A 14685-nucleotide genomic window follows, 5' to 3' on the forward strand; every position below is an offset into this window, starting at 1 on the left:
CAGGCGCCGGCGTCGCGGTCGCCAGCGGTCATGGACGTTGGGCGGGAACGCACGTGCGCCGGTCCGGCCGACGGACCGCTGCGCGCAACGCTGATCTGGGCGCGCAGCGCGCCTCGGTCACGGTTGGCGCGGCCGTGATCCAGCCTGTCGCGGTGAGCGGCCGGGGATCCCTTTGGTATCGACCACTGCCTGGCCCGGGCACCAAGCCGCAAGAGAGCCAGCCGTCCTCGATTTGCCGATGCCGCCATCATCGTCGCCAGCCGTGTCAACGCCCTCCGCGGCCATCATCGACGATGAAGATCGCCAAGGGCTGCGATCAAGATCGCGAAGGATCACACCTCATGCACCCGGGGTTCGCCAATTCGTTGTGACGAGTTGGCGGTACGCCAAGGGGTGGTCGCCGTCCCGCTGGCGGGGCACGATCCCGCCGTGGCCAAGCGTCGGGGCGAGGATCCGGACGTCCTGCATCGCAATGCGCAGGTTGCGATCTTGGCCGGCCTCGCCGGCGGCAACGACGACGCCTTTGAGCTCATGCTGTCGGTCCGACCGTACGACGTCCGAGGCCTCTTCACGCCGGACGTCGCACTGCTCGAGGTAGCAGCGGCAGCGCTCGGGCTGGCCTGCCCGCCGGGAAGCGAGCGGCTGGAGTACGAGGGGCTGACGGATCGCTACCTCGCGGACCTGATGCTCGCCAGCCGCACCGTGCGCCGCCGGACGCAGTACGCCATCTACGCGGCCGCCTGCATGCGCGGTGGACTGCATCCCGACCTCCTGATGGAGGCCGGCGGCTGGGATCCGAGGCTGTGGACGTACGCCGTCTCGGCGGTCGTCCTCTACAGCCGGGCCGCGGCCGATCGCCTCCGGCTGCCCTTGCCCGAAGTCGCTTCGAAGATCGCTGGAGAACTCGGCCTGGAGGTGTCTCCGCAGGGCTGATCACGCGCAACGCCTCCCCGGCCTGCGTCCGCCGAACTGGGGCTACCGCCAGCCCCAGGCGCTTCGCACGTACTGGAGAAAGTCTGGGGAAATCCGCCGGTGCGACGTGAGCTCTCCCGCGACACTCGGGTTCCGGGTCCACTGCAGAACGGCCTCGGTGCGGAGGGATGCCATGGCGGGCTCGATAACCGTCGTCAAGCTGAGCGACGGGAGCCGGCGCTACCGCGCCCGGTACCGGGATCCGGGCGGTCGGCAGCACGAGAAGCGCTACGCCCGGAAGGTCGACGCCCAACATTGGCTCGACGAGGCCACGTCGGCGCTCGTGACGCAGACCTGGACGGCGCCGGAGCGAGGTCGCGTGACGGTCGCCGCCTGGTCGGAACAGTGGCTCGCCGCCCAGACCGGCATCAAGCCCAGTACGCGGTATCGGTACGGCTCCCTCCTGCGCGCGCACGTGCTGCCTTCCTGGGGCGGCTACCGACTCTCCGACGTCACCCACGCCGAGGTCGCCGCGTGGGTCGCGTCGCTCCGCTCGAACGGCTCGGCGCCGTCCACCGTCCGACAGGCCCACCGCGTCTTCTCCCTCCTGCTGGACCTCGCCGTCCGAGACGGCCGCATCCCCCGCAACCCGGCCATGCGAGTGCCGTTGCCGCGGGTGAGCCGCGACGAGCCGAGGTTCCTCACCCACGATCAGGTCGAGCAGCTCGCCGAGGCAGCTGGCGAAGACGGCGACGTGATCCGGTTGCTCGCCTACACCGGTCTTCGGTTCGGCGAGATGGCCGCACTGCGGGTGCGCCGGGTCGACTTTCTCCGCCAGCGGCTGGTCATCGCCGAGGCCGCTACCGAGGTGGCCGGCAAGCTCGAGTTCGGCACACCCAAGACCCACCAGCAGCGGACCGTGCCGCTGCCCGCCGCCGTCCGGGAGAGCCTGGCCCGACGCTGCGAGGGCAAGGGCGCCGACGAGCTCCTCATGACGACGTCGGCCGGCACGCCTCTTCGGTTGCGGAACTGGCGCCGGGTCGTGTTCGACCCCGCCGTCCGATCGGCCGGCCTGGTCGACGTCACCCCGCACGACCTCCGCCACACCGCCGCCTCGCTCGCCGTCTCCAGCGGCGCCACCGTGAAGGCCGTCCAACGGATGCTCGGCCACGCCTCGGCGGCCATGACTCTGGACGTCTACTCCGGTCTCTTCGACGACGATCTCGGCGATCTGGCCGCACGGATGGACGCGGCGGCGCGGGCGGCCGCGGAAGCGCGTGTGGGCACCATGTGGGCGCCGGCACCGATGGAGGAGTCGAAGACGCGCAAAAGCGCAGGTCAGAGGCGTGGGCCCCGTGGGGATCGAACCCACAACCCGCGGATTAAAAGTCCGCTGCTCTGCCAATTGAGCTAGAGGCCCGGGGGGATCCGTACTTCTATCGGTGTTGTCCTCGGGGTTTCCCTCCGTGGAACTCACCCGGCCGGCTGGGCCTCGGATCCGCCACCGCGGAGCCTACGGCAGCTCAACACCCTCGGGGGGACTCCGCGGCTGCGCTGGACAGCCCACAGCGTCGCGGATGCTCGCAGGAGGCTCCACAAGCACTCGTCGCCGCGCCAGGCAAGGTGCCAGTCGTAGCCGGTCACCTGGAGAGATGCTCGCGCTACATGCTGAGGTGGCACTCCTCGAGCGACGCCGGGTCAATGGACATCCGGGTGCCACGTTCGTCGGCGCGACGCTCCGCTCCGGTGAGCGCGCCGGAGCACGGTGTGGAGGCGCTCGGGCGATTGACCCCAGGGACAGCGCGGACACCAGTCCTGCTCATGACCCGCTCTGATGGAACTTCTCCGCCGGCCGAGGTTCATGCGGCCGGCACACTCCTTCGCGTCGACGAGCTGCGTGTGGGGCAGTTCGTGTACCTGCGCCCCGCGGGCCGGGCGAGCATGCAGTGGTGCAGGATCGAGCAGATCCAGCCGGCTCGGTCGCGCGTCATCCTGAGCCTGACCCGCCCGGACGGGGCCGCGGTCTGGACCGACTCTCCGCACAGCTACGTGCTTCGCGTCCTCGACGACCACCCCAGGACAGCTGTCCCCGAGGCAGATCTCGCTCGCGCCCAGCTGGGTCGGCAGTTCCCGCGCACGCGCTTCGCCGTGCGCCCCGCCGCCGGTGAAGTGACGGTCAAGTGGGTCGACGGTCCTTCGCGCGGCGACGTGATGGTCGCCCTCGCCGGCGCGGGAGTGGCCCACCTGCGGTGCGAGCGGAGCATCTCCGGCTCGGCGTGGGCGACAGCCGCCGTCCGGCAGGCCCGAGAGGGCAGCCTCGACGATGACGAGCGGGCCTGGCAGCTGGTCCAGGACCTCACAGTCTTCACCGCCGACGAGCGCCGGCTCGGCGAGCAACTCCTGGCCTACGCCGGCCAGGGCGACCCGTACACGCTGGAGCAGGCGATGCGCCGCTTCGGGTTGTCGCTGCTCGCGGACAACGCCGGCGTCCCATGCCCGCCACCCATCCCGAGGTGCAAGGAATGCCACGGGCCACCAGCGTTCGCGGTGCGATCAACAGGCCGCGCCGACTCGATCCTGTCCTGCGCTCCCTGCCTGGCCGGCGTCGGGGACCAGCACGAGATCCTGCCGCTGCCCTCACCGTGACACGGGAGCGGCACCCCAAACCGAGGCGGCCGGCACCCGAGGCGCAGCAGTGCCTACGGAACCATCGGGCGATCCTCATCTACCCGGTCGCCTCCTCGAGCCGCGAGGCCCCGGCGAACTGCGTGGCTACTTCAGCTCCCGAAAATGTGCAGCGCCGCGCCCGAGGGCTTCAACGCACTTCGTTCGACTCCGCTGTCACCCAACAGGTGTCGCAACGAGCCCCGGTCGAGGCGGCGGCAGGTGTCCCGCGGGCAACGAGGTGATGGTTGGAACTTCCGCGCGTGGGTCGTCGATCAGGTGGATGCGCCAGGGGACGTCAACCCGCAGGGCGGCGAGTTGACCGGCGGTGTACGGGCCAACGGCTGGTGCGGGACGGTCTCCGGTCTTCGGCGCGACCACGAAGTCGATGTGCACCACCGTGTTATCACCGGTCGGCCATCCCAGATCGGCCCGGATGGCTTCAGCGTGAGCGGTCACCCAACTCAGGTAGTCCAGCGACTGGAAGACCAGCATGTCGTCGGGGCAATCTTCGTCTCGACGACGTGGAGGTGTCCGGCGGAGTCGAGACCGAGGAAGTCGATGTAGCCGGGGGCCCCGTCGCCGCGCCACGCTGGGTACTCGCGAGCGAGCTGGCGCATGCCGAGCTGGCGCAGGCCGGTGCGGCCGAGCGCTGCCTGCAACTGGTGCTCCAAATGGGTGTTGTCACGCCCGGTAAGCCGATCCGCCACGGCGACGCAAATCGCCGCCTCGGCTTGCGCGCGTTGTGCCTCGGTCAGCGGGGCGGTGGCGGTGTACGCCACCGGCGGGCGGTCCGGCGGCGGGGTGCGGTACTGCACGCCGGCCTGGACGAGCACACCGCTGCCGGTGCGGGTCAGCTTGAGAACCTGGCGGCCGGCGCAGTGCCAGGCAAGGTAGCTGCCCCGGTGCGCCGCATCAAGGGCCCAGTGCCCGTTCGCGGTGGCTGTCAGGTCGGCAACCCAGTCCGCGCCCGGGCCCAGGTCGTGCTGCGGCTCGCCACGCAGCCGTCGCTGGCGTGCGGCGGCGAAAACGTCGTCGACTGTCGGGATCACAACCTCGGCGACCGTGAGGTCGTCACGGGTTGACCAGATGCTGATCCGGGTGCCGACGAACGCAAGCCGGGCGGCGACCGATTCCACGACGGCATGTGGCAGCAGGAGAAGCAGTTCGCGGTCGTGCTGCCAGGCCACAGCATGCGCCACGGCCGTCGACGCCTCTTCCGCACTGGCCCCGGGCCGGACGGCGAGGATGAGCTTGCGCAAGTCCGGCGTGATGAACCAGTCCGCGAGCGTCGTGAGCCTCGGTCCGGGCCGAAACGGCTCGATCGCGCCGACCAGGTTGGCGAGGACGGATCGCATGGTCGGTGGCCCGGCCGGGCCTCGTCGCTCATCGGCCACCGCTGTTCACCTCTCGGGTCTGGCTGAGCCACCGAGCGCGCAGGGTCGCCAGGGTCACCCGGCCAGTGGGACGGTCGACGGCCCAGAAGTCCCAGCCGTTCGCGGCCAGCCCTCCCTTCACCGAGCCGGCAGCCTTGCTGAGGCTCGGATAGCGAGTGCCGTTCCACTCGACCTCACCACCGGCCAGCAGTACGGCGGTGGCCGGCCAGACGCCGTTTGTGGAGGCGAGGGTCTCGCCCGCGGTGAGCAGCTTCGCGTCGAGCAGCTGCTTGACGGTTATGCCGTAGAACCGGTTGCTGCGCGTCCTCGCTGCCGGCCGAGCGGCGCTCGGGTCGTCGGGGGTCTCGGTGTCGTAGCCGAGCAACCGCAGTACCCGCCGGATTGGGGGGATGGTGCTTTCCAACGCCGCGCGCTCATAAGGAGGCAGCGTCTCGTCCCGCGGCCGGTTGCCGTTGTGCAACTGCGTGTCGGCGGCAGCGTCGAGCAGATCGAAAAGCCGGCCCTCGAGCCACCCGACGTGCGCGCTGTTGAAGCCAAAGGTGGTGTCCCGGCGAATCAGCAGAGCGCGGGTCCAGTGATCCTTGCCCTTCAAGTGCTGTGCAAGGCGCGTTCGGACGCCACCCGGCGCCTTGCCGACGTAGCACCCCCACGTGCCGTCGGACTCGTGCCTATCCAGCAGCACGTAGACGCCTGGGGCATCCCAGTCGAATGTCAGCTCGCCGACGGCAGTGCGGTCGACCACGGCCATCGCAAGGGCGGCGGTGGTGTCGTACAGCAGCGCCGGCGCCGTCGGGCTGTCTGGAAGCAGCACGGACAGCGGGAGTTGATCGGCACTGCGGGCGGCCGGAGCGGCGCTCATGTCAGTCGTACCGGCGCCGACGGCACCAACCCGCGATGGGTTGGCCGCGGTGTGCTGAAGGTCCCGACACAGGTGCCACGGCTCCTGATGCCGGCGGTTGGTGTCGTCATCTCACCCGCGTAATGGGGTAGAGACGGTTGAGGTGAGCGAAGAGCGCATTAGGGTCAACAAAGGAACGCAGCATCTCGCTTTCCGAGAGCGCACCGTGCTCGATCAGAGCAGCAGTGACGCCAGCAGCGCCAACGCACAGGATCCGCCGGGCCCGGTGGGATACCGGCTCGAACGTACGCAGGGCCGCTTGGTAGGCCGCGGCAATGTCCGGTGCTCGGCCCGCCACATCGGCAGGGACCAGCACGTCCGACAAGTCGTGAGGGCTCAACTGCGTCTGTCCCGTAGCCCCTGTCATGAGACTCGTCGTCTGTATCCGCCCCCAGGTGCTGTTGAGATAACAACTAAGCGCAGACGCGAGATCATCACCGCCCGTCACACGGCAACGCGCCACATGGCTATCGACGGTTCCCTCTCGGTCACCGTCGTAGACCGCAGCCTTCCCCAACGATCCGTCGCCGTCCATCGCAACCAGCAGGTCACCGCGCTGAACGGGGAACCGCTGGACCGACAGTTCTGTGGTGGGCTTTGCTCGGTCCCAGGCCACAGCGCCAGATTGGATACTGACGGTTGCAATGGCGTAGGGCGTCTCCTCCGATACTTCTTCCTCCGACGCCCACTTGGGCTGACGACCCTTCGCCGGCAGGCCACTGAGGTATTCACCAAGCCGGCGCACTCGCATAGCACGCAAGGCTTGCAGGATCGCCACATTTGCCTGACCGTGCCAGCGGTTGTCCGCACGGACGCTTCGCGTTGCTGCGACCGCTGCCAGGGGCACCCGCGTCAACTGCACTCGCCCATGCGTCGCTAACGGGGGGCGCACGTTCAGCACGCTATACAGCACGCCGTCACAGACGTTCGTGAACGCAGTCTCCTCGCGGTAGAGCTGGTCGATCTGGTCAAGTGTGGCCGCGTAGGCGTCGGCTATCTGAGTGGCGACGTCCGTCCGCACGGAGGGAATAGGGATGGGCGCCAGGAGCTCTTGACTCAGGTTGTCCTGCGATTTACCTGCAGCGACGGCGGCTGTCAGGAGCCTCCACGCCGGATGGTTCAAGATGGCGGCGACGAATGCCGCCGGCATCGCAGGATCCCTGAGCGCTGCACGGATGAGGAATCCTGCGGGAATCACCTCCGCCCCTTCGGGCGCGAGGTCAGCGGGCCAGGCAACGCCCGGGGCGTTCGCACGTGACCTTGTTATGAGCACCTCCCCGGGCCGCAGCCTCGACCGATCGAGGGAGATTCGGGTGCCCGCAATCTTGTCCGCATTGCGGGAATCGCGCAGCAGAGGAACGCAGGATTCAGGTCGAAGCAGGAACGACGCAATGGCAGCTACAGATGCGTATAGGGGAGAGTCGCCATCAGGTTCGTCCGCATACGCGCTTCGCGGAAGGTTCACGCCGTTCGAGAAGGTCGCAACCCGCCCCAACGAACTCGGCTTGACCAGTGAATCAAAGACGGGTGCCGCGATACCACTCAGGTAGTGGAATCGAGGATCCAACCGTAGGGTTCCGGAAGCGCCGACCTCAGCTGAAGAGACGCGAACCTGGGTCACCGCCACAGGCTCTCCACCTTCAGCATGGAGAGGGCGTCCTCGTTGCCGTCGAACGTCACGATCCGCCAATGATCCGATGCGTCGTTCAGATTCCGCAAGTGCACTACAGTGCCGTTCTCGAGTGTTGCCTCTGCCCGGAAGAGATCATTTCGCGCAGCGTTCTCTGCTCGCTTGGTACGTCTGTAGCCCACTTCTCCGACAACGAGGCCGATGTAGTCTTCGCCCAAGCCAGAGCCGACGGTGCGCTGAAATGCCAGGACGTCCTCATTCGTGGCTTCAACGGCTTCTCGCGCAACCTGGGCCCAGTCCGAGGCCGCCGAATCCACCGGGGTGTCCAGGCAGAGTCGATGGAGCGCCTCAGCGGCAATCTTCGCATGGGCGGCCAACTGCTCGGAGGTGGTTCGCCTACCCGGGTTCAGGATCCTCCGCGTGGCCTCAAGAACGGCCCTGCGATCATGGGCGACTTCCGTCCTGTGCGCGGTGAACTCTGATATCCAAGCGCGCTCCTCCTCCGCCGTCTTCTTCTGAGCAAACAGCAGGCTCGTTCTCGTCGGTGTCCACGGCTGAAATGCGTGCGATGGAAGGCTAACGATGGCCCTCACGTTGAAGCGCTCGAAAAGGAAGAGTCGGGCCGAAAGGTTCTCTGTCGTGGAGAAGAAGCTCTCCGGCAGGACTGCCGCCAGTCGACCGCCTGGCTTCAGCATCTGATACCAACGCTCGAGAAAGAGGTTCTCTGAGTTGCGATCAGAGGCTAGTTGAAAGGTCCCCCCGAGCTGAGATCGCACGGAGCCATCCAAGTTGATACTGAAAGGGGGATTGGTCACGACGACGTCGAAGGTCTCTGCGACCGGCTTGTCGTATGAACCGTCGGCGTCAGCCTGTGGACGGAACTTCTCCTCCCCGTGACTCGTCGCCAACTGCCCGAGGGGCTTCAAGCCGTCATCATTGTAGATGTGCGTATTGCCATCGCGATGAAGAACCATGTTGACCTTCGTGGAGATCGTTAGGTCTTCGCGCTTTTCGATGCCGTAGATGAAGTCCTTTGCCCAGTTGTTGGGTGACCCCTCTGGGAACCGAAGAGCGAGTTGTTGGCGCACATCCTGGTTCCGCGCAAGAGTCTCGCGGTGGGATTGGACATGGTTGGTGATCATGCGCATGGCGGCAAGCAGAAAGCTGCCGCTCCCGCATGACGGGTCAATGATGTACGGCAACCGATCGTTTGGATGCGCATTGCTTCGCAACTTCGCCTCGGCCAACTGGCCGATGTCAAGGACTTCCAGCATAAAGACGGCAATGTTGTAGTGAGTGAAGAAAAGACCCTTACTCTGCTTGAATCCTTCGCGGGTGATCCCCTCAAAGAAGGCCCCGAGGATGTCCCCACTCTGCCGACCCGCTGCAGTGAGCGAGATCCCCTGCAGGAGCTCCACAACCCATTGCGTTTCCTGTGCCGAAAATAGGGATGTGTCCAGCGGCTCCACACGCTGTTCAGAGTCCGCGACCACGTAGCGGCGGTAGGCATCGAGATACCGCTGATTGATTCTTTCGAGCGTAGCACTTGGGGCTTCGCGTCGGCTGCCGACGTGCATGACCTGGAAGCTGAACGGCTCCCCTTCGTTCGTGACGTACTCATCATGAATCTTCGTCAAGAACAGGCGCACTAGCCAGGCGTAGATCTGATTGTCGTCCCGCGACCCGCCCCAAAGCGTGTCGTGGAGTTGGCGCCGCAACCGTTCCATTTCGGAGCGGTCTACATCAACGCGAAGGTCACGGCTTGTGCCAGGACTAAAGGGCTCTTGCCGAGGAATGTTGTAGTTGACCGGGAACTCGTCAACGTGCCGCCGCCCCTCGCGTACCCACCGGCGATAGGTCAGCGTGGGCTCATAGGCGATCGTCACTGACTTGATGGCCGGCGCGCCGTCGGACCCAACCTCGACCGTCACGAGCGCAAGGACAGTTGCCTCGGGTTCATCCCCGGCGGGCGCGAACAACTGTCCATCAATGCGGGCATCCTCGGCTCCGCCGAAGTCCCCTGGCGCCTTGACCTCGATCAAAGCGAACGCGTCGTCCGGCGCGCTCTCGCGGGCCACACGGATGTCCACCTCCGTGTGGCCTTCACGGCCGTGGCTATACCGACGCTCAAGGGTTAGGGCTTCGGGTGCGTAGTTGCCTCGAGTACACAGCCAGGCCACGAGGTAGGCCCGAACTGGCTCCTCATCCCCGGTGTAGTCCCGTATGAGCTCGTGTTGATGGATCTCGTCGGCGTAGAAGACCTGCTGTGTAAGCGGATCGAGCCGGACGTACCGCCCATCGGGATCAAGTTCGAGGATTGCCGCGGCAAGAGCCGTGGCGTTCGACTGGACAGACGGCAAGGGTGCTCCTTCTTGCGGACGCGACGATCATCACCCTGCTGGCCGAGCTGACCCTCAGTGGATGCCTCTGCACGGTAGCGAGGACATGCGCCGGTGCCCTGAAGGTGTGGTCGCTCCCCAGGACTTGTCCTCCTCGCGGTGGCCCTCACGAGGGGCAGGCCGAGGACTTTGGCTACGCCGGGAGATGCCACCCATCTGTCCGCTGTCCGACGGGGACTGAGTGGCCGCTGACGCCGCATGCCAGCACCGCCCGGCGTGGAAGCTCTGCACCACCAAGCCGGCCGCGGCGAGCATCTCGTCGATGGGAGCCCGCCCTCGCAGGTGCCGGCGACCGTTGCAACAGTCAGCTGACCGCGAGGTGTGGCGTCGGGCTGTTGGCCGACCGACGGTTAGCGCTGCCGTCACGGGCGCCGCATGGACGTTGGGTGCGCCTCATCGGGCGGCCTTCCTCAGCGCCCGGGCGAGCAGGCGGGGATCCCCCAGGCGGCGGCGCAGCTCCCGCTCCAGCCCGGCGATCGGCAGCAGGTTCTGGGGCGCGCGGGTGTCCTTGTACTCCACCGTCGCGTACCGGCAGAGGGTCACCTGGCTGGCGTTGGCCAGGGCGATGACCTCGGTGACCGGCAGGTCCGCCGAGCACTCGACCCGCACCACGCCCGCCCACGGGGAGCCAGGGAGACACGGCAGCCGCAGGTACCAGGCGTGCCGGTCCCAGCTGGTGCCCATCAGGAACACCGGGGTGCGCTCCCCAGCGGCCAGCCGACCGACCAGCGCGTGCAGCGTCGGGGGGAGGTAGGTCGTGCGGTGCGACTTGATGTATCCGAGCGCCTGCGGCAGATGGGTGCGCCCGCGCAGCGGGCCGTCGATGACCAGCAAGGTGTCCTCGCCGACGCCGTGGTCGGCTAGACCGGCGCGGGCGTCGACGGCCACCTGCAGCTCCAGGTCTGCCAGGCGGCGCTGCAGCGCCAACGACAGCGTGGCCGGCTGTGGCACGGCCGGGTTGGCCGTGGTCCGGCAGACGGTGTACACCCCCGCGGTCGTGGTCACGTCCACGGCGTGCGCGGCGACGGTGAACAGGCCGCGACGGGTCTGGCTGACCAGGTGGTGGGCGCCGGACCGGCAGCAGCACACCACCCCGGCCGCGTAGGACGCGGCCAGGCCTAGCGTCGCGTCCGTCGCCGGGCCGTCGATGGCGACCTCGTCGATCCACAGCCGCGCCTCGATCCGGCGCACCCCGTCGACGAACAGGACCGCCTCCGGTCGCGGATGGTCCTGCTCCGGCCGGATGGGCGCCCATGAGGCGGCCGGCTGCTCGACGTCGACGTCGATGCGGGCGCTGGACTCGCCGAGCTCGGCGTCGAACTCGGTGGAGCTGCCGTAGCCGGGGTCCCAGGGGTCGACCGTGAACCGCATCCGCGGCCGAGCCTGCTCGGCGGTCGGGTCGCCGGCTGTGGTGCCGGTGGGGCTGCTCATGTGGTCTCCCGGGTGATCGTGGAGGTGCGGGCAGTGCGGCGGACGGCGTAGCGGACCGGCACCCGCTCGGCGAGGGCGGCGACGTGGGTGATGACGCCGACCATCCGGTCGCCGCTGGTGGCGAGGTTCTCCAGCGTGGCCGCGACCGTCTCCAGCGTGGTTTCGTCGAGGGTGCCGAAGCCCTCGTCGAGGAAGAGGCTGTCCAGCCGGGCGGTGCCGGAGGCGGCCAGCGTGGACAGCTGGTCGGACAGGGCTAGCGCGAGTGCCAGGGAGGCCTGGAACGTCTCGCCGCCGGAGAGGGTGCGGACGCTGCGGGTGGCGTCGGCGTCGGCGTGGTCGACGACGTAGAAGTCGCCGTTCTCGTGGGTGAGCTCGTACTGCCCGCCGGACAGCTGGGCGAGGCTGGCGGAGGCGGCGAGGACGAGGGAGTCCAGCGCGGCGGCCTCCAGCCAGGCGGGGAACTGGTTGCTGCGCAGCAGGTTGCCCAGGGTGCGGGCGACCCGCTCCGCCTCGACCGCGGCGGCGTGTCGGCCGGTCAGCGCCGCGGCCTCCTCGCGCCGCTCGGCGATCCGCCGGACCTCCCCGGCGGCCTGCGCGTGTGCGGCGGCGAGCGCGGCCGGGGCGGCGGTGGACAGCGGCAGGCCGGCGGGTGGCAGCCTGACGTCGGCCGCGGTGAGGGCCTGGGTGATCTCCGTGCCGACGGCGTCGCGGTGGGCGGCGGCGACCGCGACCGCCTGCTGCGCGTTCGGCAGCGCCGTCCGCCGGGCGTCGGCCTCGGCGGTCGCCCACCCGGCCAGCGCCGCCCATCCGGCGAGCACGTCGCCGTCGGGCAGCTCCGGGGCGCCCAGGGGCACCAGCCGGTCGCGGGCGGCGCGCATGTCCCGCCACGCGGCGTCGACGCGGCCGGACAGCTCCGCGAGCGCCGCCTTCGCCCGCCGGTGGGCCGCCCGGGTGGCGGTGAGGCATTCGGCGGCGCCGGCCGCGCCCACCTCCAGGCGGGTGACCTCGACGAGCGCGGCGGCGGCCTCGGCGTCGGTGGGGGCGCCGGCCAGCGCCGTGTCGAGCTCGGCGAGGCGGGCGCGCAGCTGCTCGAGCTCGGCGGCGGCTCGCCCGGCGTCGCCGGCGGCGGCCGACGCCTGCTGGTGCGCCTCGCCGGCCCGGGCCTCGGCGGCGGTGAACTCCCGGCCGGCGGCGGCCAGCGTGGTCTGCGCCTCGGCGGCCCGGGCGCGGGTGCCGGTGAGCGCGGCGGCGCGGGTGGCGGCCTGCTCACCGGCCCAGCCGGCCAGCTCGGTCCACGCGGTGAGCAGGTCACCGGCGGCGGCCGGAGCGCCGAGGCCGACCAGCGGGTCACGCTCGGCGGTGAACTGCGCGCGCAGCGCACCGCCGGCGGCCTCGGCCCGGCGCAGCTGCTCGCGGGCGGCGGTGTCGGCGGCGCGGGCCTCCCGCAGACCGGTGGCCGCCTCGGCCAGCGCCTGCTCCAGCTCCGAGAGCCGGGCGAGTGCCGCGCGGACCGCCGGAGCGTCGGCGTCGCCGGGCAGGCCCGCGGCGGCGAGCGCCTCGGCCAGCGCCGCGGCGCGGGCGTCGGCGGTGTCGGTGGCCGCGGCCAGCTGTGCCTCGGCGTGCGCGGCGCGGGCCTCGGCGGCCCGCACCTCCTCGGCGGCCCGGTCGCGGGCGGCGGCGGCGTCCTGGGAGCGCTGCTCGGCGGCCGCCAGCTCCGGCGCGTCGGCCGGCGCCGGCAGGGCGGTCACCGGCTGCTCGCACACCGGGCACGGCTCTCCGGTGACCAGCTGCGGGCGCAGCGCGGCGGCCCGGTGGGCCAGCGCCGCCGCCTCCAGCGCCTCGTGCGCGGACCGGGCGGCGGCGTCGGCTCGCTGCTGCCCGGCGCGGGCCTCGCCGAGGTCGGCCTCTGCCACGTGCCGGTGCCGTTCGCGAGGATCGAGGGCGGCGCGAGCCCGGTCGAGCTCATCGAAGGCAGCCTGCGCCCGCTCCAGCGGCGTCCGCGGACCGGCCGCGCCCAGGGCGGCGCGGGCCCCGGTCTCGGTTGCCTCGGCGCGGGCCAGGCGCTCGGCGGTGGCGGCCGCCTGCTCGCCCGCGGCGCGGGTGCGCCGGTCGTGGGCGGCCAGGTCGTCGGGGACGGCGACCGCGGCGAGCCGGGCGTGCTCCTCCTCCAGCCGGGTCGCCTCGGCGGTGGCCGCCTGCGCGGTGGTGTCGGCGTCCGCGCGGTCGGTGCGGGCGGCCTCCAGGGCGGTCTCGGCCGTGGTGACCACGGCGCGGGCGTCGGCGAGGGCGGCCGCTGCCGTCTGCGCCCGCTCGGTGGCCGTCGGCAGGGCGGCCCGGCGGCGGTCGCGCTCGGCGTGGTCGGCGCGGGCCCGCTCCAGCGGTGCCTTCGCCGGCGCGGCGGCCAGCGCCTTGCGGGCATCGTCGTCCGCGGCCTCCGCCGCGGCCTCGGCGCCGGCGGCGGCGGAGACGTCGGCGGTGGCGGCGCGCAGCTGCGCGTCGAGCCCGTCCAGGCCGGCGGGCGGCGCGAGCGCGGTCAGCTGGTCGGCCTCGGAAGTGAGCCGGGCGACGGCGGACCGGGCGTCGACGAGCGCGGTGTCGGCGTCGGCCAGCCGGGGCAGCGTGGCGGTCACCGCGCCGGCGAGGACCTCGAGGTCGGCGACCCGCGCCTCGGCGGCGGCCTGCGCCTCTGCCGTTGCGTCGCTGAAGCCGGTGAGCTGTTCGTCGAGGGTGGTCGCGCGGGTGGCGGCGACCGCGGCTCGGGCGTTGGCCTTCTGCCCGATGTCCTTGTACAGGTCGGCGCCGAGCAGCTTGAGCAGGGTCTCCCGACGCTTGGCCGGGTTCTCCCGCAGGAACCGGGCGAACTCGCCCTGCGGCAGCACCACGCACTGGGTGAAGTGCTCGAAGGACAGGCCGAGCAGCTCCTCCACGGCCGGGGTCACCCCCGAGTCGGTGGCCAGCGACTCGGTGATTGCGTGCAGCGCCGAGTCCGGGTCGCCCGCGTCCGCGGGATCGGCGAAGCGCTCCAGCCGCTGGTTGCGCTGCAGCACGTTTCCCTGAGCGGTCCGGCGCAGCTCCCGGGCGACGACGTGGCGGGCGCCGTCGGCGTCGAAGACCAGCTGGACGACGCCGCGCGCCGCGTTCGGGGACAGGGCCCAGCGCACCACCCGCCGGTCGTCCCAGCGGGGCACGGTGCCGTAGAGGGCGAAGGTGATCGCGTCGATCACGGTCGACTTGCCCGCCCCGGTCGGGCCGAGGAAGGCGAAGTAGTCGGTGTCGGTGAAGTCGACGGTGGTCGGCTCGCGGAAGCTGCCGAAGCCGTCCATGTGCAGCCGGACCGGGCGCATTGCGGGTTCT

General features: G+C 70.3%; 9 protein-coding genes, 1 tRNA gene and 1 pseudogene. 3 read left to right on the top strand and 8 right to left on the bottom strand.

The window, feature by feature from the left end:
• The first annotated feature begins 429 nt into the window (after positions 1-429).
• Together AB3388_RS25070 and AB3388_RS25075 are read left to right on the top strand one after the other, a co-directional pair.
• Positions 430-933, top strand: a complete 504-nt coding sequence (locus AB3388_RS25070) for a hypothetical protein (RefSeq protein ID WP_495408035.1) — start codon at positions 430-432, stop codon at positions 931-933.
• 172 nt (positions 934-1105) lie between these two features.
• Positions 1106-2104 (top strand): annotated as a pseudogene (locus tag AB3388_RS25075) (tyrosine-type recombinase/integrase); the annotation flags it as partial.
• A 155-nt stretch (positions 2105-2259) separates the two neighbouring features.
• On the opposite strand, the gene AB3388_RS25080 reads toward AB3388_RS25075, so the two are convergent.
• Positions 2260-2332, bottom strand: a tRNA-Lys gene (locus tag AB3388_RS25080).
• Positions 2333-2811: 479 nt separating this feature from the next.
• Between AB3388_RS25080 and AB3388_RS25085 the strand changes: the two genes are divergently transcribed.
• The gene (locus tag AB3388_RS25085) at positions 2812-3558 is read left to right on the top strand and encodes an LPD29 domain-containing protein (protein ID WP_495408036.1); all 747 of its coding nucleotides are present in this window, start codon (positions 2812-2814) and stop codon (positions 3556-3558) included.
• A 195-nt stretch (positions 3559-3753) separates the two neighbouring features.
• Here the strand turns inward: AB3388_RS25085 and AB3388_RS25090 are convergent, their stop codons facing one another.
• The 7 genes from AB3388_RS25090 to AB3388_RS25120 all read right to left on the bottom strand — a co-directional run bounded on the left by AB3388_RS25090 (position 3754) and on the right by AB3388_RS25120 (position 14675).
• Positions 3754-4071, bottom strand: coding sequence for a hypothetical protein (locus tag AB3388_RS25090; RefSeq protein WP_495408037.1), 318 nt, complete (start codon positions 4069-4071; stop codon positions 3754-3756).
• Positions 4041-4973 (bottom strand): hypothetical protein, encoded by a 933-nt coding sequence (locus AB3388_RS25095; protein ID WP_495408038.1) that lies wholly within the window; start codon positions 4971-4973, stop codon positions 4041-4043. The genes AB3388_RS25090 and AB3388_RS25095 overlap by 31 nt, the downstream gene beginning before the upstream one ends.
• Positions 4963-5832 carry a restriction system modified-DNA reader domain-containing protein gene (locus AB3388_RS25100; RefSeq protein WP_495408039.1) on the bottom strand — a complete coding sequence of 290 codons (870 nt, stop codon included), beginning with the start codon at positions 5830-5832 and terminating at the stop codon, positions 4963-4965. The genes AB3388_RS25095 and AB3388_RS25100 overlap by 11 nt, the downstream gene beginning before the upstream one ends.
• Positions 5833-5938: 106 nt before the next feature.
• Positions 5939-7492: a restriction endonuclease subunit S domain-containing protein gene (locus AB3388_RS25105; RefSeq protein ID WP_495408040.1), complete on the bottom strand. Its 1554-nt coding sequence runs from the start codon at positions 7490-7492 to the stop codon at positions 5939-5941.
• Positions 7489-9861 carry an HsdM family class I SAM-dependent methyltransferase gene (locus AB3388_RS25110; RefSeq protein ID WP_495408041.1) on the bottom strand — a complete coding sequence of 791 codons (2373 nt, stop codon included), beginning with the start codon at positions 9859-9861 and terminating at the stop codon, positions 7489-7491. The genes AB3388_RS25105 and AB3388_RS25110 overlap by 4 nt, the downstream gene beginning before the upstream one ends.
• A 432-nt stretch (positions 9862-10293) precedes the next feature.
• Positions 10294-11331 carry a hypothetical protein gene (locus AB3388_RS25115; RefSeq protein ID WP_495408042.1) on the bottom strand — a complete coding sequence of 346 codons (1038 nt, stop codon included), beginning with the start codon at positions 11329-11331 and terminating at the stop codon, positions 10294-10296.
• Entirely contained in the window at positions 11328-14675 is a 3348-nt protein-coding gene (locus AB3388_RS25120) for an AAA family ATPase (protein ID WP_495408043.1), read from the bottom strand. The genes AB3388_RS25115 and AB3388_RS25120 overlap by 4 nt, the downstream gene beginning before the upstream one ends.
• Positions 14676-14685: the final 10 nt, after the last annotated feature.

The sequence above is a fragment of the Geodermatophilus sp. SMS 5-13 genome, assembly GCF_059428245.1.

Excerpts from the sequence above, each read along its gene's own strand:
- AB3388_RS25090 (WP_495408037.1), bottom strand. The coding sequence starts at position 4,071 with ATGCTGGTCTTCCAGTCGCTGGACTACCTGAGTTGGGTGACCGCTCAC.
- AB3388_RS25100 (WP_495408039.1), bottom strand. The coding sequence starts at position 5,832 with ATGAGCGCCGCTCCGGCCGCCCGCAGTGCCGATCAACTCCCGCTGTCC.
- AB3388_RS25115 (WP_495408042.1), bottom strand. The coding sequence starts at position 11,331 with ATGAGCAGCCCCACCGGCACCACAGCCGGCGACCCGACCGCCGAGCAG.
- AB3388_RS25120 (WP_495408043.1), bottom strand. The coding sequence starts at position 14,675 with ATGCGCCCGGTCCGGCTGCACATGGACGGCTTCGGCAGCTTCCGCGAG.